This is a genomic window from Agromyces sp. Soil535 (assembly GCF_001428255.1).
GTDB lineage: Bacteria > Actinomycetota > Actinomycetes > Actinomycetales > Microbacteriaceae > Agromyces.
Map to the genome: position 1 here is coordinate 76,403 of NZ_LMRW01000023.1, position 22,686 is coordinate 99,088.

Sequence of the window (22,686 nt, forward strand, 5' to 3'; positions counted from 1 at the left end):
GCCGTGACGATGTCCGTCACTTCCGAACCCGATGACCGTTCGACGAGCGACGTCAACCGCACCCAGGAGGCGATCCTCGCCGCCTACGCCGAGCTGATCGAAGAGCTCGGCACCGACGACGTGTCGTTCCGGCTGATCGCGAGACGTGCGGGGGTCGGCGAGCGCACGATCTTTCGCAACTATGCGACAAGGGTCGATCTGCTGCTCGCAACGGCGGCATGGATCGAGCGCAGGATCTTCCCGCGGCAGGACTCCCCGAGCATCTTCGACATGCCTCTCACGATTCGGGCGGCGATGGAGTCGTACGACCATCGCCCGGAACTGGCGCACGTCGTGGCCGAGACCACGATGCGAGGGATCGGCGGTGCCGCGCCCAGCCCCCGGCGGGCGATGCTCGAGGAGATGATCGATGCCGAGATCTCTGCGCTCGGAGACGCTGAGCGCAGGGCGATCGTTGCGGCCCTGGCTCACCTCGATTCGGCTGCGACGTGGGTCACCTTCCGTCGGGAGTTCGGTATGACCCGCAGCGACATCGCCGACGCTGCAGCGTGGGCGGCGGAGGCGGTGCTCGATCCGATACGCTCCCGCGTCGGCTGAGCCGAGTGAGTCCTCGACAGTAGGGGAAGGGTGATGCCCAACCTCGGTGGGCGCGCACGCGTGGACGCCGCATCGAGCACTTTTCGCAGCGCATCTAGGATTGTGGTGGGTCTACGGGAATCTCACTCCCACCAAACTTTGCGCCACCGCGCAGCTCGGTGCTTCGGTTGTGCACGTTCAGGATGTCGACCGTTTGCGGGCGCAATGCGAGACGCGTGTTAGTGCGCGATGGAGCCGCCGCGATGACGACGCTGCATCGTTCATCGTGTTCACTCGTGTTCGGGCAGCAGCGGCGGTGACCAGCCCGGATCGCGACCGAGTTGCGCAGCTCGCGCGACGGACGCCGCGCCGAAGCGATCGCGTACCGCGTCAAGCACCGTGTCGAGGCGCACCCCGTCGTCCCAGTCGATTGGCAGCTCCGGCTGGAGGCTGTCGGCGCGCGCCAGCAGCGACAGCGAGACGCCGATCAGGGTGATGCCGCGCTCAGCGATCTCGGGCTGCGCGCCGGCGAGCAGCCCCCGTGCGACGGCGAGCAGCACCGCGGTGCGGTCGGACGCGGAGCGGAGGGTGCGCGATCGGGTGGCCTTCGCGAAGTCGCCGTAGCGAAGACGCAGCACGACCGTGCGGCACACCCGGTCCCCATCGCGGAGGCGGCGGGCGAGCCGATCGACGATCTGGGTGAGGATGAGGTCCAGTTCGTCGGCCGGGCGCGGGCGGCTGCCGAGCGCGCGCTGAGAGCCGATGGAGCCGCGGCGGCGCGTGGTGTCAACCGGGCGCGGGTCCCGTAGCCGGGCCAGCGCGTGCAGATGCGCGCCGGTCGCCTTGCCGAGCAGCTTCTCCGCGGTCGCGGCTTCGAGCTCGGCCAGTTGCCCGACAGTGCGAATGCCGAGCCGATGCAGTTTCTCGGCGGTCACGGCACCGACTCCCCACAACCGTTCTACCGGCAGCGGGAGCAGGAACGCCTGCTCCCGCTCGGGCTCGACCACCAGCAGCCCGTCGGGCTTGCTGACCGCGCTGGCGACCTTGGCGAGGAACTTGGTCCGCGCGATCCCGACCGAGATGGCCAACCCGACCTCCGCACGAACCCGCTCACGCAATCGCACCGCGATCTGCTCGGGCGTGCCCGCGATGCGTCGGAGACCCCCGACTTCCAGAAACGCCTCGTCGATGGAAAGCCCCTCCACGAGCGGCGTCGTATCGCGGAAGATCGCGAACACGGCTCGACTGGCCGCCGAATATGCGTCCATCCGTGGCGCGACGACCACGGCTTCCGGGCACAGGTCGCGCGCCTGCCGGCCGCCCATCGCGGTGCGCACCCCACGGGCCTTCGCCTCGTAACTCGCCGCCAGCACGACACCACCGCCGACGATAACAGGCCGGCCGCGCAGCTCGGGCGCGTCACGCTGCTCGACTGAGGCGTAGAACGCGTCGAGATCCGCGTGCAACACGGTCGCCTCGCCCCGCATCCCGCCCTCCCACCGATCGCCCGTCCTACGGATCGTCGCACGCACCGGGGACACGGGGATGCTCCATTCCCTGGCGTCCCCGGACATTGAGCGAGCTCAATCCCCACCGCGGTCCGCCCTGAGCTCCGGAGAAGCCGTGGAACTCACACGAGAAGCCGGCCTGCCGGAATTCCATCTCGGGCTCCGGGGCGTCCAGCTTGAACCAAGCGAGAATCACAGGTTGTTGCGCTCCGGAACCGGCTAACGGGCGTCTCGACGATGCCGGCCGCTGGCGAAGCACGAGTCCCCAGCTCTGGTCACAGAACCCGGCGGTGGCGGTGCGATCGTACGATCCATCCCGCTTCTTGACATATCTGGTCACTGCGCTGCGGGGCGCCGTTTCGGGCGAAGGAGTGGATCCACTTGCCACGCAGGTCACTGAACCGCTGTCAGTCGAAGCGTCGCTGACGGCACTTCTCAACGAAGCTGCACAGGCCTCTCACCGCGTCGTCCTGGTACTCGATGACTTCCAGTCGATGGAAGTCGCCCCAACCGCCCTCACGTTCCTCCTGGACCATCTTCCATCAGCGCTGCATATGGTGATCGCGAGTCGCTCGGATCCTCCTCTACCGCTGGCTCGGATGCGTGGCCGGGGTGAGCTGACGGAGCTGCGCGGCGCCGATCTGCGTTTCACGCCGGAGGAAGCTGCCGCATTCCTCAATCAGGTCATGGCCTTGGGGCTCGCCGCCGAGGACATCGCTGCGTTGGAAACCCGCACCGAGGGCTGGATCGCCGGCCTGCAGCTCGCCGCCTTATCGATGCGGGACCGCTCCGATATCCCGGGGTTCATCAAGGCGTTCACCGGCAGCCATCGCTTCGTGATCGACTATTTGGGCGAAGAGGTGCTGCAACGCCAGCCTGACCACGTCCGCGATTTCTTGGTCAGCACCGCCTTCCTGGACCGTCTGAGTGCTCCGCTCTGTGAGGCTGTCACTGGGCGGACGGATAGCAGCGAGCTGCTGGAGATCCTCGAGCGCGACAACTTGTTCGTCGTGCCATTGGATGACCGGCGCGAGTGGTACCGCTATCACCATCTCTTCGCCGACGTTCTCAGGGCGAGGTCGTTGAGGGATGGCCCCGATCGCGTGCGGGCCCTCCATCGCCTCGCCAGCGACTGGTACGAGCGGAACGACCTGCCAGAGGACGCGGTGCGCCATGCGCTCGCCGCGGCGGATTTCGAGCGCGCCGCGGGCCTCGTCGAGCGGGCAATGCCCGAAATTCGCCGTCGCAGACAAGACGCGACCCTGCTCGGTTGGCTCAAACTGCTGCCGGATGAGGTCGCCAGTCGCAGGCCCGTGCTCAGCGTCTACTACGCCTGGTCGATGCTCATCTCGGGGGAGCTGGACGAGGTTGAGCGCCGACTCGACGACGCCGAGCGGGCACTCGGCGGGAGTGCGCACGCGCATGCATCGGCGGACGGTGAAGAGCTTCGCATGTTGCCGGTGATGATCCCGGTCTACCGGGCATCGTTGGCCCAAGCACGAGGAGACGTTGCCGGCACATTGGAGCACGCGCGACGCGCACTGGACCGGGCGCAGCCTGGCGATCACCTCGGGCGCGGGGCGGCAGCCGGTTTTCTGGGGATGGCGTTGTGGGCGAGCGGGGACCTCGAGCCGGCCGTGCGCACCTTCGCCGATGCCAGAACAAGTCTGGGTCTGGCCGGCAATACGGCCGATGTCCTCGGCAGCACGCTGGTCCTGGCTGACATGTTCGTCGTGCAGGGTCGACGACGGGAGGCACGACGGGCGTACGAGCACTCGCTGCAACTCGCGACAGCACAGGGTGAGCTGGTCCCGCAGTCAACCGCCGACCTCCACGCGGGTGTCAGTGAGCTCGATCGTGAGCAGGATGAACTGGAAGCCGCTACGGAGCACCTGCGGGCAAGCAAGGCCCTTGGCGGGCGAGCCTCGTTACCGGAGAACCGGTACCGGTGGTTCGTCGCGATGTCTCGAATCCGGGAAGCTGAGGGTGAGCCCGACGCCGCACTCGACCTGCTCGACGAGGCGGAACGCTTGTACCTGCGCGGGTTCCTTCCAGAGACCCGCCCGATCGCGGCGATGAAAGCGCGCATCTGGATCGCGCAAGGCAAGCTGGCCGAAGCCCGTGCGTGGGCAGATGGGCAGGGACTGTCCGCCGCAGACGATCTGAGCTATCTGCGGGAGTTCGATCACATCACCGTCGCGAGACTGCTCATCGCGGAGCACCGAGCAGATCGTCAGGATGGCGTGATTCGCGAAGCCCTCGACCTACTGGAACGGCTGCTGGGAGCCGCGGAAGCAGCATCGCGCACTGGAAGCGCAAATGAAATCCTCGTGCTGCAGGCACTCGGTCACCAAGCGAAAGGGCACACCGCCTTGGCGCTCGTGCCCCTCAACCGCGCGCTCGTCCAGTGCCAGCCGGAAGGCTACATCCGTCTCTTCGCAGATGAGGGGACACCGATGGCGGCACTGCTGAAGGAGGCCGAGCAACAGGGGATAGCCCCTGGTTATGTGCGCCGTCTGCTCGGCGCCTTCGGCCCTGCCGAAGGCAAGAGCCCTCTCACACCGACCGAGATGGAGGCATTGAGCGAGCGCGAGGTGCACGTGCTCAAGCTGTTGTCGACCGAGCTGAGCGGGCCCGAGATCGCCCGTGAACTCTTCGTATCCCTGAACACCGTCCGCACACACACGAGCCACATCTTCCGCAAGCTCGCTGTCAACAGCCGTCCGGCTGCAGTCCGGCGCGCACGAGAGCTGGGCCTGCTCTAGAGCGAGACCGGGCCTCAATCACCACGTCAGTCACCAGATCTGGTGATGACCAGTCATCACACGCCTCCATAGATTCGGGTCGTCCCTCGGCGCCCGCTGGGCTACCCCGGGACAAGAGCGCGCCCGTGAAGTTCACAAGATTCACCCTCGCCGCGGTCGCGCCATGGTCTGGGGCCGGCCGTACCCCGCGGCCGGGGAAGCAGAGAGGTTCTGCTCATTGATTCGAAGACAGGAGAAGCGCGATGAGCGACACAGCTGGGCCCGGACGAGACGACCGGTATGAGATTCGCATCGAGGGCCTCCTCGAGGCGCACTGGGGCGAGTGGTTCGGCGGCCTCACTGCCCTACCTCGAAATCGATCTGATCAGGGTTGTCGAAGAGCTACCCACCAGTCGTTTGACCGTTCAGGATGCTCGGAGGGCCGCGCGGGCGGTCAAGCTTCGAGTCCCACTTCCGGTCGAACGGTCAACCTGGGCGGCGAGCGACTCCGCTCAGCGCCAGCCTCCTGGGTAGGAGTTGCCCGAGAGAAGGTATTGCTCGAGCGGTGGACGGCAGCCGGCGCATATCCTCGGGGATCCGAGCGTGATGCGTGCGGTTGTCGTCGATCGCACCGGGTCGGAGGGTCGAGTGCAGCGCGACTCTCATGACGCTGCGGACGAACGGCGCGGCCGTGCTCACGCCACCCTGAGGTTTTCGAGGGCGTCGGCATCCCACGATATGCCGATGCCGGGCTCATCAGGCACGATCGTGCCGCCGCCGATCACACGCAAGTCGGTGGCCGTGACGGCGCGCAGCTGCGGGATGTACTCCACGATGCGGCCGTTCGGCACGGCGGCCACGAGGCTTACATGGAGCTCCATGAGGAAGTGGGGGCACACGGGCACGTTGAACGCTTCGGCGAGGTGGGCGATCTTCAGCCACGGCGTGATTCCGCCGACTCGTGCGACGTCCGGTTGGACGATCGTCGCGGCATCCCTCGCGAGGTACTCCTTGAACTGGCCGACCGAGTACAGCGACTCGCCGACCGCGATCGGAATCGTCGTCGATTCGACCAGTCGTGCGTGCGCCGATACGTCATCGGCGGGGAGCGGCTCCTCGAGCCAGGTGATGCCGGACGGCTCGAGTGCACGCGCAAGCGCGCGCGCGTCGGCGAGGCCCAGCCCCTGGTTGGCATCGACCATGAGCGAGTAGCCCAGACCGACGGCATCGCGCACGGCCGCGAGGCGGTCGACATCGCGGCGCGGATCCGTTGAGCCCACCTTGAGCTTCGAGCCGTGCCAGCCGCCGTCTCGTGCCGCCACGGTGTTGGCGACGAGCTCTTCCGTGTCGATGTGGAGCCACCCGCCTTCGGTGTCGTAGAGCGGCACTTCGGGTTGGCTTCCACCCGCTGCGCGCCAGAGCGGCTCGCCATTGCGACGACAGCGGGCGTCCCACACTGCGGTGTCGATCGCGGCGAGGGCGAGCGACGTCACGGCGCCGACGGTCGTCGCCCGCGTCTGTGAGAACATATGGCGCCACACGGCTTCGGGGCGGCGCACGTCCTGCCCGACGACCGCCGGCAGGAGGTGGTCGTGCAGCATCGACAGCACGGCCCGGCCGCCGGTGCCGATCGTGTACGAATAGCCTCGGCCGGGAGTTCCGTCGTCCGTCTCGATATCGACGATGATCGTCTCCTGCTTGACGAACGACTGCACCGCGTCGGTGCGGACGGTCTCGACGGGAATGTCCACGAGCATGGCATGGGCGTGCCTAATGATGGGCATGGCTCCTCCGGGTGGAGATATGGATGCCGCGGCGCGGCGTCATTGGACGAGAGACCGGATCGCGGCGGAGGCGGCGTCGCGAGCCCGATCGTGTATGGCCCGGCGTCGCGTTCGCGATCCGCAGCTCGAGGTCGGCAAGCGGGAGGAACTCCTGCGAGTAGCGGCCCTGGAACGCCATGACGAGATCCTCGGCTGCGCGCGCGTCACCCGCGTTCAGAGCCGCACGCACTTCGTCGAGACGTGCCGGCCCCGCTCCGGCAGCCACCACGTCGCGAAGTCCTTGGGCGTGACCGTCCGGCGTTCCCGACCACACCGTCGCGTCGTTGAGCTGATAACGCCTCGACGCGCCCCCGAAGATCATCGCCCCGATCCGGCCGTTGCCCAGCGGCACGGCCTCCTCCCACCGCGTGGCGGGGGAGTCCCAGGACAGATGAAGCGTGTCGGTCATTTCGTGTGCGAATCCGATTCGGTAAGTTGTCCGCCAGCATGCGGGGATGTCGGTGCGGGACTGAACCCCGGATCCTCGCTTGCGACGACAGAGTAGACGCGATTAATTACCAATGTCAAGAAACTCGCCACGGCGTTTCTCCGAGGTCGCGCAGCACGGTCGGAAACGGCGAATCGGAGCCGACGCCCTCCCACTCCACAAGGACATCCGGGTCTGCGGAGACGACGGCGAGCACATGTCCTGGCGCAGCACGACGCGACCACGAGAGGACGTTGTCTCGCGCGATGAACGAGCGCAGGCCGCGCAGCTCGGCGATCAGTGGCTCCGTGAGCTCGACGTCGTTGGCCTCGAACACGATCGCACCGTGGACCGCAGGGCCTTCGGCCGGTATGCCCGGAGCGACCACGAGCGTGCCGGCCGAGACGTCCCGGAACGTGTTCCCGATGATCGCGACGTCGGTCACGGGGCCGGACTCCCACCAATCCACGGCGTCGCCGGCGATCTGGATGCACGGCATCGTGATGCTCTCGAATCGGCACGTTTCGATGCGGATGGATCGCCGGGTCGTCACGAGGATCGCGCGTGTGGGCACATGCCGGAAGACGCAGCCGACGATCGCGACCTCGGGCGTCCGGGTCGTGTTCTCGGCCGCGAGCTCGCCAGCCCTCGCGGCGGCGAGGACGTCGGCGGGCAGGTCGCCCGCCACGCCGACGCGCATCGGGCTCGACGACGACGCCGTGTCGCGCCCGGTCGGACCCGTCACGTGTTCGACGGTCGCGGTGTGGACAGGCTGGAGCGTGCGACGACGCACGAGCTCGATCGTCTCGCCCGGTGCGAACTGCGGGAAGCCGCCGGTCTGATCGTGGCGGTATTCGAGATCGAGCTGGTTCGCCTCGGCCGTGGCGACGGCGAGATACGTGCCGTGCACGTTGATGGCGTCGTCGTGGGGTCCGTCGAACTCGCAGCCGCGGATGTCGACACGCCCCCGCATCCCCGAGCACTGCACGAAGTCGGCGAATCCCGCCGTCACGCGACCGGTGCCCTCGGGTGGGCGGAAGACGACGCCGTCCAGTGTGAGGTCTGCGCTGTTCTGCGCGACAAGGCCGAATCCGTGCAGGTAGCCGATGCGCAGTCGCTGCAACGCGACGTCGGCCGAGTCGAGCACGAGCATGCCCGGATGGTCGCGATCCGTTTCGCGCAACTGGTAGACGAGACCCCGATCGTCGTGTGCGGATGCGGATACGTAGGACACCAGGATCGTCCGCGCATCGACCCTCTCGATGTGCGCCACGTCGCCGAACAGCGGGCACGCGGCGCGTTGGACCCTCCCGCTGACCGGATCGAGGATCTGGCTGTAGCCGAGGGCGGCGCGACCCGACCAGTAGAGCTCGCCCGTGTACGGCGATTCCTCCGACATCCAGACGACGTCCGTCCCGTCGATGCGGAACCGGGTGCACGCGGGGAGGCTCAACAACCGCCACGCTCCGCCGGCATCGACGCCGGCATCCATCACGGTGACGTCGATGACCGTGGGGACCGCCCAATCGACCTCGAGCTCATCGATGGCGACGCGGCTGCTGTCGATCACGGCGAGGGCGCTCTGGCGGCCGTGGACGATGAGCCGGGCGCCCTGGGCTGCGACCTCGAGGTCGCGGACATCTTCGAGCAGCAGACCGATCGCCTTGGTCGAGAACCGCGGATCGGTTCCGACGGTGTTCGAGACGAACAGCTCCCGGTGAGCCGACGTTTCGGGCCACACGTGGTAATCGCCGGCCGGAAGCTCGAGCCGCGTGCGTCCTGTGCTCTGGCGTGCGGCCTGCACCGCGTCGCGGAGCGCTGCACCCGCGTCCTCCGTGGAGCCGGGCTCGAAGCCGAAGTCGCGTATGTCCAGGGACATGGGCATAGAACGCCTCCTTGCCGGCCGCGGAACGCCCGAAGCGAGATGTATCGGAGGATCCAGTAGCGGAATCGCGATCGACCATATAACATTCCGACGTAAAGTAAATGCCCGGGAGGGTTCAGATGACGCTCAGCGTTGAGCAAGCACCACGTGTCGAGGTGACGCCACGACCTCGGCAGGCGTCGAATCGAGCGCGATTCGCAAGAAGCCTGCGCCGTTACTGGCAGCTGTATCTGCTGCTGCTCGTACCCATCGTGTGGTTCATCGTCTTCCGGTACGTCCCGATGGCCAACGCGATCATCGCGTTCAAGAACTACAACCCCATCGACGGCGTGTGGGGAAGCCCGTGGGTCGGCTTCGACAACTTCGAGCGACTGTTCGGCAACCCGGTGTTCCCACGCCTGGTCGGCAACACGTTCATCCTCGCCGCGTACACCCTGATCGCGAGCCTGCCGTTGCCGATCATCCTCGCGCTGGCCCTGAACGAGGTGCGCCTGCGCTTCTTCAAGCGCACAGTGCAGCTGGTGACCTACGCTCCCTACTTCATCTCGACCGTCGTGATCGTGTCGATGACGATCCTGCTGCTCTCACCGCGCGTCGGACTGCTGGGGCGAACATTCAGCTTCTTCGGTGCCGGTCAGGTCGATCTGTTGGCGGATGCAGATTTCTTCCGGCATATCTACGTGGCCACCGACCTCTGGACGACCACCGGGTACTCCGCGGTCATCTATCTGGCTGCACTCGCCTCCGTCGATGTGTCGCTGTACGAAGCGGCGAAGATCGACGGAGCCACCCGGCTGCAGAAGATCAGGCATGTCGATCTGCCTGCGCTCATGCCGACGGCGACGATCATCCTCATCCTCGGTGTCGGAAACATCATGGCCATCGGGTTCGAGAAGGCGTTCCTGCTGCAGAACGCTCTGAACCTCTCGACGTCCGAGATCATCCCGACCTATGTCTACAAGACGGGCATCCTGAACGCGAACTTCAGTCTCGGCGCGACCATCGGCTTGTTCAACGCCGTGATCAGTCTGGTCCTCCTCCTCGTCGTCAACACAGTGTCCAAGCGGGTCACGGGAAGCGGGCTCTGGTGAGCAACGTCATCAGCAAGGAGGCCGTCCTTGTCGAAGAAGCAGCCGTCGGCGCGGCCGCCGCGCCTTCCCTGACGGGGGGTCGGGGCAGGAGGTCCGAGCCGCGCGGGGTGCGGATCAAGGAGATCAAGGCGGATCGCGCCTTCGTGGCGGTGGCCTACGTGCTGCTGACGGTCTTCCTGCTGGTCGTGCTGCTGCCGCTGCTGAACATCGTCGCGAGTTCGTTGTCGAGCCCGCACGCCGTCTCGTCGGGCCAGGTGCTGTTCTGGCCCGTCGACATCACGTTCCGCGGCTATACGGAGGCGCTCGGCAATCCAGCAATCGTGCGCGGTTTCGCGAACTCGATCTTCTACACCGTGGTCGGCACCGTCATCAGCGTGGCCGGCACCGTCGCGATCGCCTATCCGCTGTCGCGGCAGAACCTGTTCGGCCGGAAGGTGATCACCGGCGCCGTGGTCTTCACGATGCTGTTCAGCGGCGGCGTGATCCCGATGTACCTCGTCGTGCAGTCGCTCGGCCTACTGGACACCCGGTGGGCGATGCTGCTCCCGAACGCGATCGGCGTATGGCAGGTCATCATCGCGATGGTCTTCTTCCGCACGTCGATCCCCGACGAGGTGTACGAGGCGGCGCAGCTCGACGGGGCGAGCGAACTGCGGATCCTGTGGACGATCGTGCTGCCACTGGCCAAGCCTCTGATCGCCGTGATCGCGCTGATGTACGCGATCATGCAGTGGAATTCCTACTTCGACGCTCTGCTCTACCTCCGCGACGCCGACCTTCAACCGTTGCAGCTCGTGCTCCGAGGTCTCCTCGTCCTCAACGACATGGGCGGCGGCGGCGATGTCAGCGAGCAGCTCAGGAGACGCGAACTGGCGGACCTGCTGCGGTACTCGACGGTCGTCATCGCGACGGTGCCGATGCTCGTCGCCTACCCGTTCGTCGCGAAGTACTTCAACAAGGGGATCATGGTCGGCGCCGTCAAGGGCTGACCTCCCCACCACCGACCCACCACCATCACCCATCAACCGGGCAAAGGAGACACCGGCAAATGAAACACAGCATGATCCGAGGTGCGATCGCGGCGACCGCGATCGTGGCGACCTCACTCGCCCTGACCGCCTGCACCCCGCCCGCCGACAACGGACAGCTCGTCGCTTTCGGGCCGCAGGGCGACAACGGAACGCTCAAGGACAACTCGTTCACCAAGGAGGTCGAGGAGAAGTTCGGCATCGACTTCGACTGGCAGACCACGACCTACGACGGCAGCGTCGCCGGCGAGAAGCGGCAGGTCTCGCTGGCCAGCGGCGACTACCCCGACGCGTACTTCCTGGTGCCGTGGGTCGACGCCTTCTCGCGCAGCGAGCTCCTCAAGTACGGCAAGCAGGGCGTGCTGGTGCCGCTGGAGGACCTCATCGACGAGTACGCGCCGACGCTGAAGGAGCGTTTCGAGGAGAAGCCGGACTGGAAGGAGTCGGTCACGGCTCCCGACGGGCACATCTACGCGATCACGCAGTGGAGCGAGTGCTACCACTGCAGCTTCCCGTCCAAGCTGTGGATGAACACGTCGTGGCTGAAGAAGCTCGGCCTGGAGCAGCCGACGACGACCGAAGAGCTCCGCACCGTGCTGCGCGCGTTCAAGAACGACGACCCCAACGGCAACGGGGCGCAGGACGAGGTGCCCCTCAGCGGTTCGGCCACGCAGCCCATCATCAACTACCTCATGAACGCGTTCAGCTACGCGCCGGTGGCGGGGCCGTCGAGCCCGCCACCGCTGGTCATGGACAACGGCGATGTGAAGCTGGCCGCGACCTCGGACGAATGGCGCGCGGGTCTGGAGTACATCAACTCCCTCGCGGCCGAAGGCCTGCTCGACACCGCGGCGTTCACGCAGAACGGTGAGGCGCTCAAGGCACTCGGCGACAACGCCGGCACCGAGCTCCTCGGCTCCGCGGTCGATCTGCACCCGTACGACTTCGTGACGGCGGACTCTCCGGACGGCCGCGACAAGAACTACGACGCGGTCGCCCCGGTCGCCGGGCCCGACGGCACGCAGCTGGCCACGTGGCGATCGCCGGTGAACCCGCTCGGGATGTTCGCCCTCACCAACAAGTCGACCGAGGAGGAGCGCATCAAGGCGATCAAGCTCATCGACTACCTGGTGACCGACGACGGCGACAAGCGCGGTGCCATGGGTCCCGAGGGCGAGGCGTGGGTTCCCGCAGTCGACGGCGACGTCGCGCTCGACCCCGAGCTGGACCCGACCTTCAAGCCGCTCACGTACGATGAGACCTCGAATGCCGCATGGCGGTCGATGGCTCAGTACTGGGACTCGCTGGAGTACCGCAACTCGCAGGTCGTGCCCGAGGATGTCTACTCGCCGGACGGCTACGAGCGCCGCCTCCTCATCGCGTCGCAGGCGTACGACCCCTACAAGCCGGACGAGAGCATCCTGTTCCCGTCCGAGAAGCTGTGGCCGAACGAGGACACGTCCGCGGATCTCGCCGATCTGCAGACGAACATCGCCAACTATGTCACGCAGGCGCAGGCCGAGTTCGTCACCGGGCAGCGCGACATCAACGATGACGCAGCATGGCAGGCGTACCTCGACGACCTGAGCGGTCTCGGGGTCGAGCAGTACCTGCAGATGCAGCAGGACCTGTACGACGCGCTGTAACCCCCGCCCGACGCGGCGGTCGCCGCCCGCGCCGAGCCGCTCCTGCCCGGTGGTCGCCAGACCACCGGGCAGGAGTCATTCCGGGAGGCGTCGGTCGGCTCAGCGCACGCGCAGATCCTCGAGTGTGTCGTCGTCCGGGGCACCGGTGCCCGGCTCGATTGGGCGCGGCGGGTGCGGTCGGCACTTCGCGAGCAGAGCCGAAGCCCGGAACCGAGTGCCGATCATTACCCCGGGACGCGGAATCGAGGCCGTGGCACGGCGTGTGTGCGCCCGCGGTGCGGAATTCCCCCGAGGGCGGCGTGAACGGATGCCGCGGCGCGGCGTCAGCGTACGAGCGACTGGATCGCTGCGGCGGCAGCGCCCCGCGCCCAGTCCTGGAACGTGTGCGGCCGCGTCACGATGCGGCAGCGGGCGGCGGCGCCGAACGCGTGTTCGTCGAATGCGCCGCGGAGCGTCTGCTCGAAGAGGTCGAAGTTCGACACCCCTTCTCCGCCGATGATGACGAGTTCGGGCCCCGCGAGGTTCACGAGGGTCGCGATGGCGGTGCCGATGATCGCGGCCGCCTCGCGGAACGCGTCCTCGGCCGCCGGATCGCCGGCGTGGGCGAGTCGCACGGCCTCTTCGATGTCGATCGCGCGACCGTGTGCCGCCGAGACTGCGGCTTCGATCGCTCCGGTCGAGGCGACGGCCTCGACGCAGCCGCGGCGGCCGCACGTGCAGACCCGCTCCGGGTCCGCGAGGGGCAGGTGGCCGATCTCGCCCGACACGCCGTACGCCCCGGTGACGACCTGGCCGTTCAGGTGCAGGCCGCTGCCTATGCCACGACCGATCGTGACGATGGCGAACGACGCCGTGCCGAGTCCGACCCCGAACCAGTGCTCGCCCACGGTGAGAGCGTGGACGTCGTTCTCGAGCGTCACCGGGTGGCCGAGCCGCTCCTGCAGCGTTGCGCCGAAGTCCTCGTCGCTCCACCCCATGATCGCCGACTCGCGCACGATACCGGTCGCCGTGTCGACGTCGCCCGAGACCGAGACCCCGATGCCGGCGATTGCGGCGGTCTTGTCGCCGAGTCCGCGCTCGAGCGCGTCGACGACGTCGACAATCGCATCGGCGACCGCCTGCGGATCGTGTGCGGCGAGGGGCTGCCGCTCGCTGACCAGCACGTGGGTGGCCAGATCGGTCGCGACCGCGATCACCTCGTCGACGTTGACCTTGATGCCCAGCATGACCATCGCGTCCGGGACGATCGAGACCGGGGCTGCAGGTCGCCCGGGATTGCCGTCGTGGTGCGTCGCGGGCGGAGCGTCGACGAGTCCCGCTGCGACGAGCGGCGAGACGGCCTTTGTGACCGCGGCCTGCGACAGCCCGGTCTGCCGCGCGATGTCGATGCGGCTGATGGGGCTGCGGGTCAGAATCGTCGCGAACACCCTCGAGCCGGCGTCCGACGCCGATCGGATCAGCGTCGTGCGCGTGGCGGTGTCGTAGTCCATCGAAACCCTCGATCGTTGTCGGATACGGTAGCGGATCGCGGGCCGGATGCCACGCATCCCGCCCGCGGACACATCATGCAGCCGCGCGCTGACGCGATGGCGCGTCGCGGTCTCATCAGGGCTCCTCGCTCCGCCGCGGCCGGCGCCCCACCCCGACGGCCGGATCTGCGCCGGGCGCAAGGTGCGTCGCGGCGAAGTCGAGCGCGTTCTCCTCGTCGAGGTCGCCGCCAGCTTCATGGCCGTTGTAGGGCCACAGCACGATCTGCTTCGAGCCCGCGTATGCCGTGAACGCGGGAAAGACGGATGCCGGAGGCGTGATTCCGTCGCGCAGTCCGGTGCTGAGGAGCGCCGGCGCGGTCGCGCGCTTCGCGTGGTTGACGCCGTCGAAGTAGCGCAGCGTCTCGAGGGCAGTCGCCGTGTCGAACCGCCGGTCGGCGAAGTATTGGGTAAGCAGCGCATAGGGGATCTCGGTGCTGAGGTCGGCGGCCCTGTTGAGCTCGCACAGGAACGGCGCCTGGACGATCGCAACGGCGAGGTCGGGGACGAGTCCCGCGATGGCGAGCGAGATGCCGCCACCCTGGCTGGCCCCGACGGTGCCGACACGCGATGCGTCGACGCCCTCGAGCGACCGCAGTGCGTCGACGGCCCGGACCGCGTCCGCATACACACGCCGGTAGTAGTACTCGTACGGCGAACGCAGGCCGCGCGTGAGGAACCCGCCAGCCGAGGGCCCGCCGTCGGGGTGGTCGTCGTCCGTGTCGCCATGGCCCTGGCCCCGCGCATCGACCACGAGGTGGGCATACCCGGCGGCCGCCCACCGCAGATCTCGCAGCGCGTGCCCGCGGCCGTTGCCGTAGCCGAAGAACTGAACGAAGCCGGGAAGCGGTCCGGACGCGCCGCGCGGCATGCGCAGCCATGCGCGGATGCGCGTGCCGCCGAATCCCGTGAAGGCCACGTCGAAGACGTCGATGACGGTCAGGCGAGTCTCGCGCGGCTTGATCGTCACGTCGAGCGGGCGGCGCCGGGTCTCGGTGAGCGTCTCGGCCCAGAAGGCGTCGAAGTCGGCCGGCTCGGTCTGCGTGGTCGGGGTGTCGACGAACGTGAGGTCACCGCGCATGGCGGCCTCCGGGCGCGAGGGACGCGGCATCCGTGAACCCCTCCTCCGGAACGTCGACGCTCGCGCCCGCGGGCACGCGCACCAGTGCATCGCGCCCGGCGTACTCGACGGCGACCTTGCGGTCTTCGGCGCCGCGGTTGTGCAGCCGCGCCGAGGCGAGGGAGCCGCCGTGCCAGGCGAGGTCTGCGACGAGGCCGGTGCGAACGCCCAGTCCCTGTACTTCTCCTTCGGTCCAGGTCGAGGGCAGGGCGGGAAGTAGCCGGGTCACGCCACCGTGGCTTTGGACGAGCATTTCGGCGATGGCGGCGGGGAAGCCGAGGTTGGCGTCGATCTGGAACGGCGGGTGGGTGCTGAACAGGTTCGGCAGCAGGCCGCCCCACTCGGAGCCGTCGACGGGTCCGTGGCGGGTGGCGTCGCCGTCGAACGGGGTGAGGGCCTCGTCGAGGAGCGCCGCAGCGCCGTCGCCGTCGCCGGTGCGGGCGCGCAGCGCGATCTTCCATGCCCACGACCAGCCCATCGCGCCGGGACCGCGGGCGTCGAGCAGTCTCACGCTGGCGTCGAACAGCTCGGGTGTGCGTTCGCGGGTGATCACGTCGAGTGGGTACATCCCGACCAGCGGTGAGAGGTGACGGTGCAGCGGCTCGACCTCGACGACATCCGCCGACCACTCCCGCAGCCGTCCGTCGGGCCGGATGCCGACGGGGGCGAGCGCGGCCAGGGCGCGATCGATGTCCGCCGCGAGCGGGTCGTCCACGCCGAGCGCCGCGATCGCGGCGAGCGCCCGTTCGAACAGGCTGGCGATGAGGTGCAGGTCGGATGTCGCGGTGAGGCCGATCGCGGTGGGCTCGCCGTCCGGCCCGATGAACGAGTTCTCCGGGGCCGTCGACGGGGACGTCCTGAGTTTCCCGTCCGGTCCCGGAACGAGCCAGTCGAGGCAGAACTCGACCGCGCCGCGCATGACGGGCCAGATCCGGGTCCGGAGCAGCTCGATGTCGCCGCCGAACTCGTACGCGTCCCAGAGGTTGTGGGTGAGCCACACGCCGCCCATCATCCAGATCGCCCAGCTCGGCGCTCCGTGGCCCATCCCGACCGGAAGGCTCCAGCCCCACATGTCGGTGTTGTGATGGGCCACCCAGCCACGTGCGCCGTACAGCTCGCGCGCCGTGTCGGCGCCGGTGCGCGCGACGTGCTCGACGAGGGCGATGAGCGGCTCGAACGCGTCGTCCATGCCGAGTACCGGTGCCGCCCAGTAGTTCATCTGGGTGTTGATGTTGATGGTGTAGTTCGACGACCAGGCGGGGCGCAGTTGGTCGTTCCAGATGCCCTGCAGGTTGGCCGCCGTGCCTCCGGCACGCGAGGAGGAGGCGAGCAGGTACGCGCCGAACTCGGCCGCCATCGTCGCCTTGAACTGCAGATCCGTTCCGTGTCGGATGTCGCGGTCGACGTCCCATGTGCCTTCCCGTCGACCGCCGATCGCGAACCGCGCCCGAGCGACGTGCCGACGGTCGGCGACGTGCTCGGCGAGCAGTGCGGACGGGTCGCGGCGCACCGCGGCATCCGCCTGCCCGATGGCGAGGTCCCGGATCGCCTCACGAGAGGCGGTCCGCCACTCCCCGTCTTCACCGGCCCACCACGACGCGGCGCGAGACGATGTGGAGAGGGCGACCAGCAGTCGCCGAGCCCCGTGGACGGTCGCCCCTGAGGGCTCGAAGTCCACGAAACCGTCGGTGTCCACCCCGACGGCGACGGCCGCGAAGGCGTCGAAGTCGGTGTCGGACTCGGCGTACCGCAGGGGCGGTTCCACCGAAGACTCGTGCAGCGGCGCGCCGTCGATGGGCGCCGTGATGTCGAGCGTCACCCCTTGCGCTCCGTGCCCGGCCATGACGACATCGCCGCGCAGGGGCGTCGTGAGAGCGATGGATGCCGCGAACTCGACGTCTGCGGTCAGCTCGATGAGCAGCGCCTGGGCGGGGGCCGACACCCACGACCGCCGCCGCACCGTGCCGGCGGGTACGCGCAGCGTCTCGGTCAGCACGGCATCGTCGAGGTCGAGCACGCGGGGGGAGTCGTCGGCCGACGCATTTGCGATCCGCAGCTCGAGGTCGGCGAACGGCAGGAACTCCTGCGAGTACCGGCCCTCGAACGCCATCAGAAGGCCCTCGGCCGTGCGGACGTCGCCCGCGTCCAGCGCCGCACGCACCTGTGCGAGGCGGGCCGGGCCGGCGCCCGCCGCGATCAAATCGCGCAGCGCCTGGGCCGGCCCATCGGGCGTTCCCGACCATACGGTGGCGTCGTTGAGCGCGTACCGCCCGGACGGGCCACCGAACGCCATCGCGCCGATGCGACCGTTGCCGAGCGGGACCGCCTCATCCCATCGCTCGGCGGGAGTCGGCCACGAAAGCTGGAGGGTCCGGGTCATCTCTCGTTCCTGGTCAAGTCAGCTCGTGGATCGGGTCCGTGCAAGTCGATCCTGCGACAGCAGACCCTCGATCCTTGCTTGCGATGTCAGGGTAAACATGATTAGTTACCGTTGTCAAGAAACTCATGGAGGAGTCCGGATGCTCAACGGCAAGGCCACGGTCCACGCATTGCGGGCCGCAGGTGTCTCGCTGGTCGTCGATCTCACGGGCGCGCTGCCGCGCGTGCTGCACTGGGGCGTCGACCTCGGTCCGCTCGACCCGGCGACCGCGGCCGCACTGTGTGCGACATCCGTCCCTGCCGTGCTCAACAACTCTCCCGATGTGCCCCGCGCCTTCTCCGTATGGCCGACCGAGCAGGACGGCTGGGCGGGCACTCCGGCGCAGGCAGGCAACCGCGGCGGCACCGCGACCACACCCCGCCCACGGCTCGTCGACGCGGCCGTGGAGCACGACGCCGAGGGCGGGCGCATCGCACTCCAGCTCGACGACGTCGTCGCCGGCACAAGAGCCCGCTTGGAATACCGACTCGATGCCGCCGGTGTGCTGTCCGCGGACCTGTCGATCGAGAACGACTCGGACGCGGCATCAGCCGGCCCCTACTTGGTCGACGGCCTGCGCGCCCTTCTGCCCCTGCCGGATCGCGCGACCGAGCTGCTGGACTTCACCGGTAAGTGGTGCCGCGAACGCGCACCACAGCGCCTGCCCTTCGCCTTCGGCACCTACGCGCGCCGCGCGCGCCGCGGCAAGCCCGGGCACGACTCGCCGTACCTGCTGGCAGCGGGCACCGCGGGCTTCGGATTCGCACACGGCGAGGTGTGGGGGATGCACCTCGCGTGGAGCGGCGACGGCGAGTACCTCGCCGAACGGCTGCCCGAGGGCGCCGGCGTCCTCTCGCGCGTGATCGGCGCGGGGGAGCTGCTGCGTTCGGGCGAGCTGATCCTGCAGCCCGGCGAGCGCTACGACGCCCCGACGGTGCTGTTCACGTGGTCGGACCGCGGGCTCGACGGCGTCTCGGCACGCTTCCACCGCCGCCTCCGCGCCCGCGCCCACCACCCCGGCACTCCGCGGCCGCTCCTGCTGAACACGTGGGAGGCCGTCTATTTCGACCACGAGCTCGACCGGCTCGTCGAGATCGCCGACCGTGCCGCCGAGGCCGGGGTGGAGCGGATCGTCCTCGACGACGGCTGGTTCCAAGGGCGGCGCGACGCGACCACCGGGCTGGGCGACTGGCTGGTCGACGAGACGGTATGGCCGGACGGCCTCGGCCCGTTCGTCGAGGCGGTACGCGCCCGGGGCATGCAGTTCGGCCTGTGGTTCGAGCCCGAGATGATCAGCCCCGACTCCGACCTCGCCCGCGCCCACCCCGACTGGGTGCTCGCGCCCCGCCAGGGCGCCGGCGCCACGGCGCGCAACCAGCAGGTCCTCGACATCGCCAACCCCGACGCGTACCACCTCGTGCTCGAACGCATCAGCACCCTCGTTGCCGAGTACGGCATCGACTATCTCAAGTGGGACCACAACCGCGACCTCATGGAGCCCGTAGCCCGCCGCAACGGGGGAGATCGTCCGCTCGTCCACGCGCAGACGTTGGCGCTCTATCGAATGCTCGACGAATTGCGCTCGCGCCATCCGAAGCTCGAGATCGAGACCTGCTCGGGCGGCGGCGGACGCGTCGACCTCGGCATCCTGGACCGCACCGACCGGGTCTGGGCCTCTGACTGCAACGATCCCGTCGAGCGCGCCCGCATCGAACGCTGGACGCGCATGCTCGTGCCGCCGGAGCTCATCGGCTCGCACGTGGGCGCCCACCGCTCGCACACCACGTCGCGCGAGACCGATCTGTCGTTTCGGCTCGCTGTCGCGCTCACGGCGCATGCCGGCATCGAAACCGACTTGACCGCCGCGACCGACGACGACCTCCGCACGATCACCGCGTGGTCGGCGCTGTACCGCGAGCTGCGGGGGCTCCTGCACACCGGAGACGTCGTCAACGCCGACCTCGCCGACGACGACGCCATGCTCACCGGCATCGTCGCTCCCGGCGGCGAGCGCGCTCTCTTCACGTGGGCGCGCCTGGCCACCTCGCCCGACGGGCAGAGCGGTCGCGTGCGCTTCCCGGGGCTCGACGCCGGCGCACGCTACCGCGTACGAGTGCGCACCGAACTGGGCCCGGTGAGTCGGCACGAGGCGTCCGACCCGGCCTGGATCGAGGAGGCCGTCAGCGACGCGGGCATAGAACTGCCCGGCGCCGTGCTCGCCGTGGCCGGTGTGCCGCTGCCCACGCTCAACCCGCAGCAGGCGCTGCTGTTCGACGTCAAGAGGCTCGCATGAGCCGCTGACGTCCCGCTGTTTCTGGGAACCGCGCGATGGGGCGCGGGGTTCACCGTCGAACCCACCGCAGAGAGGAAACCATGAACACCAGGAACCGCCATGCCCACGGGCAACGGTGGCACGCGGCGCTGGCTGCCGCTGCCGTCGGCACCATAACCCTCGGGGTCGGAGGAGCGGCAGCGAACGCCGCACCTCCAGCCGAGGCATCCGCTCCCGCTCCGGCAGTCGTGCCCGCCGCGACGACTCCCGACGACGAGCTCGGCGCCCACCCCTACATGGGGTGGAGCAGCTACAGCATGCAGGTCTACGCGGGCAACGGCTCGAAATGGATCACCGCGGACCAGATCATCGCCCAGTCCGACGCGATGCACGAGAAGCTGCAGTCGGCCGGCTACGAATACATCAACATCGACGCCGCCTGGAACGACGGCGTCGACGAGTACGGCCGGCCCGTTCCGAGCGCGACGCTGTACCCGGACGGGCTGCAGGCGGTCATCGACCACATCCACGGCAACGGGCAGAAGGTCGGACTCTACGCGATCCCGGGCATCTCGCCGCAGGTGTACGAGGCCGATCTGCCCATCTACGGCGCGCCCGACTGCTCGACGGGCGATATCGTGAAGCAGCCGATCCAGAAGGCCGACTACTGGGGCATCGGGTATCGTATCGACTTCTCGAACCCGTGCGCGCAGGCGTACGTCGACTCCATCGCCGACATGTTCGGCGAATGGGGGATCGACTTCCTCAAGTTCGACAGCGTAACCCCGGGGTCGGGCATCGGCGACCTGTCGCTCGACGCCCGCGACGACGTCGCGGCGTGGGCGCAGGCGCTGGAGCGCAACGGCATCTGGTTCGAGCTGTCGTGGGCCCTCGACATCCGCTACGCCGACTACTGGGCCGAGCACGCGCAGGGCTGGCGTGTCGACTGGGACGTCGAGTGCTACTGCGAGGGCGTCTCGCTCACCACGTGGCAGAACATCGCCCGCCTGTTCCCGCGCGCGGCCGACTGGTGGCGCTACGCCGGGCCCGACCGGGGGTGGAACGACCTCGACTCCCTCAACGTCGGCAACGGCAAGATGGACGGGCTGACCCGCGACGAGCGGCGCACGGCGACGACGTTATGGGCGGTGTCGGCGGCGCCGATGTACGTCGGCAACGACATGACGCAGCTCGACGAGTACGGCATCCAGCTGCTCACGAACCCCGAGGTCGTCGCGGTGAACCAAGCGGGGCGTCCCGCGCACCCGGTCTCGACGGGGTCGCAGAGGCAGACCTGGTACGCGGTGAACCCGGATGGGTCGGTGACGGTCGCCGTGTTCAACCTCGGTCAGACCGACGCCGACATGAAGGTGTCGTTCGCCGACATCGGGCTGGAAGGCTCGGCGAAGGTGCGTGACCTGTGGGCGCAGAAGAAGCTCGGCACGTTCGACGGTGAGTTCGTCGCCAAGGATGTCCCGATCCATGGCACGCGCCTCTTCACCTTCACGCCCGCCGAGGGCGCCACGGTCACGCTCAACGACGATGACGCGCGACTGTCGTACGACGGCGTGTGGTCACGGAACGGCGGCGAGGAGTCGGCCGCGGCATCGCAGACGCTGACCGTGTCGGTGTTCGACTCCTCGCAGGGCGGATCGTCGCCTGGAACCGGCTCGTCAAACGTGCTCGCGATCAATGACGATGACTCGGCGATCGTCTACCACGGCACCTGGGGCCACAGCACCGGCCGCGGCCTCGGCGACCACGACGACGACGTGCACTACAGCGAAGCCGACGGCTCGGCCTTCGAGTACTCGTTCGTCGGCGCCGGTATCGACTGGGTGACCGAGACTCACGAGTCGCAGGGCGACGCCGAGGTGTACCTCGACGGCGTGCTCGTCGACACCGTGAGCACCTACCTCGATCCGTCGCAGGGTCGCGGGGTGCAGCAGGTCGTCTATAGCGCGCGGGACCTTCCCAACGGCAGCCACACGATCCGCGTCGTGAAGAAGTCGGGGCAATTCATGCTGCTCGACCGGCTCGACGTGGTGCAGGAGAGCCTCATCGACGTCGACCACGTCGCATTCGACCGTGCGGCGCCGGCCGACGCGACCGTGCACGTGCTGCGTGATCCGGGCGAGCTCGTCGGGGTCTACCTCGACGGCGCCGCGCTCAAGGCCGGTACCGACTACACCGTCGAGGACGATACCGTCACCTTTGGTGCCACGTACCTGTCGGCGCTTGCGGAGGGCGACACGGCACTGGAATTCCGGTTCCGCGGCGACCTGCGCGACGACGTGCATTGGACCGCCGATGACGGTGCCGCCGTCGAGCTCGGGTTCTCGGGCACGGCGATCTCGGTCACCGGTCCGGTCGGTCCCGACCAGGGCACGCTGGAGGTCTACCTTGACGGCGAGCTCGTCGACACCGTCGACGTGCACGGCGACGCCCGGCTGACCCAGCAGCCGCTGTTCTCCCGCGCCGACCTCAAGGAGGGCGAGCACACCATCCGTCTGGTGAAGGCGTCGGGCGAGGTGCTGCGCGTCGATGCGATGACGTACACCGTCCGATGAAGAGCCGGGTGGCGGGGGCGGACGGCTCCCGCCACCCGGGGAGATGCGGGA

14 protein-coding genes are annotated in these 22,686 nt (G+C 68.5%); 7 read left to right on the top strand and 7 right to left on the bottom strand.

Annotation, left to right across the window (positions count from 1 at the left end):
* Positions 1-9: 9 nt before the first annotated feature.
* Positions 10-597, top strand: a complete 588-nt coding sequence (locus ASG80_RS13420) for a TetR/AcrR family transcriptional regulator (RefSeq protein WP_056732137.1) — start codon at positions 10-12, stop codon at positions 595-597.
* A 269-nt stretch (positions 598-866) separates the two neighbouring features.
* On the opposite strand, the gene dinB is transcribed toward ASG80_RS13420, so the two are convergent.
* Positions 867-2,063 carry a DNA polymerase IV gene (dinB, locus tag ASG80_RS13425; protein WP_056731522.1) on the bottom strand — a complete coding sequence of 399 codons (1,197 nt, stop codon included), beginning with the start codon at positions 2,061-2,063 and terminating at the stop codon, positions 867-869.
* A gap of 344 nt (positions 2,064-2,407) precedes the next feature.
* On the opposite strand from dinB, the gene ASG80_RS13430 reads away from it, so the two are divergent.
* Complete coding sequence (locus ASG80_RS13430) at positions 2,408-4,849, top strand: LuxR C-terminal-related transcriptional regulator (protein WP_156401846.1); 2,442 nt, start codon at positions 2,408-2,410, stop codon at positions 4,847-4,849.
* A gap of 674 nt (positions 4,850-5,523) precedes the next feature.
* Here ASG80_RS13430 and ASG80_RS13435 read toward each other — a convergent pair.
* The 3 genes from ASG80_RS13435 to ASG80_RS13445 all read right to left on the bottom strand — a co-directional run bounded on the left by ASG80_RS13435 (position 5,524) and on the right by ASG80_RS13445 (position 8,963).
* Positions 5,524-6,612: a mandelate racemase/muconate lactonizing enzyme family protein gene (locus ASG80_RS13435; protein ID WP_056731526.1), complete on the bottom strand. Its 1,089-nt coding sequence runs from the start codon at positions 6,610-6,612 to the stop codon at positions 5,524-5,526.
* Positions 6,599-7,060, bottom strand: coding sequence for a glycoside hydrolase N-terminal domain-containing protein (locus ASG80_RS13440; RefSeq protein ID WP_056731528.1), 462 nt, complete (start codon positions 7,058-7,060; stop codon positions 6,599-6,601). The genes ASG80_RS13435 and ASG80_RS13440 overlap by 14 nt, the downstream gene beginning before the upstream one ends.
* A gap of 115 nt (positions 7,061-7,175) precedes the next feature.
* The gene (locus ASG80_RS13445; RefSeq protein ID WP_056731530.1) at positions 7,176-8,963 is read right to left on the bottom strand and encodes a hypothetical protein; all 1,788 of its coding nucleotides are present in this window, start codon (positions 8,961-8,963) and stop codon (positions 7,176-7,178) included.
* Between the two features lie 119 nt (positions 8,964-9,082).
* On the opposite strand from ASG80_RS13445, the gene ASG80_RS13450 reads away from it, so the two are divergent.
* Genes ASG80_RS13450 through ASG80_RS13460 form a run of 3 tightly spaced genes read left to right on the top strand, consistent with a single transcriptional unit; the run spans position 9,083 to position 12,728 of the window.
* Positions 9,083-10,054 carry a sugar ABC transporter permease gene (locus ASG80_RS13450; protein ID WP_200952571.1) on the top strand — a complete coding sequence of 324 codons (972 nt, stop codon included), beginning with the start codon at positions 9,083-9,085 and terminating at the stop codon, positions 10,052-10,054.
* A complete protein-coding gene (locus tag ASG80_RS13455) occupies positions 10,051-11,043 on the top strand; it encodes a carbohydrate ABC transporter permease (RefSeq protein ID WP_235508324.1) in 993 nt (330 codons plus the stop codon). Before ASG80_RS13450 ends, ASG80_RS13455 begins: the two co-directional genes overlap by 4 nt.
* A gap of 59 nt (positions 11,044-11,102) precedes the next feature.
* Positions 11,103-12,728, top strand: coding sequence for an extracellular solute-binding protein (locus ASG80_RS13460; protein ID WP_082590336.1), 1,626 nt, complete (start codon positions 11,103-11,105; stop codon positions 12,726-12,728).
* Positions 12,729-13,051: 323 nt separating this feature from the next.
* Here ASG80_RS13460 and ASG80_RS13465 read toward each other — a convergent pair whose 3' ends face one another.
* The 3 genes from ASG80_RS13465 to ASG80_RS13475 all read right to left on the bottom strand — a co-directional run bounded on the left by ASG80_RS13465 (position 13,052) and on the right by ASG80_RS13475 (position 17,754).
* A complete protein-coding gene (locus ASG80_RS13465) occupies positions 13,052-14,218 on the bottom strand; it encodes an ROK family transcriptional regulator (RefSeq protein ID WP_056731538.1) in 1,167 nt (388 codons plus the stop codon).
* Positions 14,219-14,333: 115 nt separating this feature from the next.
* Positions 14,334-15,335, bottom strand: a complete 1,002-nt coding sequence (locus ASG80_RS13470; protein ID WP_056732142.1) for an acetylxylan esterase — start codon at positions 15,333-15,335, stop codon at positions 14,334-14,336.
* On the bottom strand, positions 15,325-17,754 hold the full coding sequence (locus ASG80_RS13475; protein ID WP_056731540.1) for a glycoside hydrolase N-terminal domain-containing protein: 2,430 nt from the start codon (positions 17,752-17,754) through the stop codon (positions 15,325-15,327). Before ASG80_RS13475 ends, ASG80_RS13470 begins: the two co-directional genes overlap by 11 nt.
* A 139-nt stretch (positions 17,755-17,893) precedes the next feature.
* On the opposite strand from ASG80_RS13475, the gene ASG80_RS13480 reads away from it, so the two are divergent.
* Entirely contained in the window at positions 17,894-20,086 is a 2,193-nt protein-coding gene (locus ASG80_RS13480) for an alpha-galactosidase (RefSeq protein WP_056731542.1), read from the top strand.
* Between the two features lie 80 nt (positions 20,087-20,166).
* The gene (locus tag ASG80_RS13485) at positions 20,167-22,635 is read left to right on the top strand and encodes a X2-like carbohydrate binding domain-containing protein (protein ID WP_056731545.1); all 2,469 of its coding nucleotides are present in this window, start codon (positions 20,167-20,169) and stop codon (positions 22,633-22,635) included.
* Positions 22,636-22,686 lie beyond the last annotated feature (51 nt).

Coding starts and splice junctions, on each gene's coding strand:
- ASG80_RS13475 (WP_056731540.1), bottom strand. CDS start 17,754: ATGACCCGGACCCTCCAGCTTTCGTGGCCGACTCCCGCCGAGCGATGG.
- ASG80_RS13465 (WP_056731538.1), bottom strand. CDS start 14,218: ATGGACTACGACACCGCCACGCGCACGACGCTGATCCGATCGGCGTCG.
- ASG80_RS13440 (WP_056731528.1), bottom strand. CDS start 7,060: ATGACCGACACGCTTCATCTGTCCTGGGACTCCCCCGCCACGCGGTGG.
- ASG80_RS13445 (WP_056731530.1), bottom strand. CDS start 8,963: ATGCCCATGTCCCTGGACATACGCGACTTCGGCTTCGAGCCCGGCTCC.
- ASG80_RS13460 (WP_082590336.1), top strand. CDS start 11,103: ATGAAACACAGCATGATCCGAGGTGCGATCGCGGCGACCGCGATCGTG.
- ASG80_RS13485 (WP_056731545.1), top strand. CDS start 20,167: ATGAACACCAGGAACCGCCATGCCCACGGGCAACGGTGGCACGCGGCG.
- dinB (WP_056731522.1), bottom strand. CDS start 2,063: ATGCGGGGCGAGGCGACCGTGTTGCACGCGGATCTCGACGCGTTCTAC.
- ASG80_RS13420 (WP_056732137.1), top strand. CDS start 10: ATGTCCGTCACTTCCGAACCCGATGACCGTTCGACGAGCGACGTCAAC.
- ASG80_RS13435 (WP_056731526.1), bottom strand. CDS start 6,612: ATGCCCATCATTAGGCACGCCCATGCCATGCTCGTGGACATTCCCGTC.
- ASG80_RS13480 (WP_056731542.1), top strand. CDS start 17,894: ATGCTCAACGGCAAGGCCACGGTCCACGCATTGCGGGCCGCAGGTGTC.
- ASG80_RS13470 (WP_056732142.1), bottom strand. CDS start 15,335: ATGCGCGGTGACCTCACGTTCGTCGACACCCCGACCACGCAGACCGAG.
- ASG80_RS13450 (WP_200952571.1), top strand. CDS start 9,083: ATGACGCTCAGCGTTGAGCAAGCACCACGTGTCGAGGTGACGCCACGA.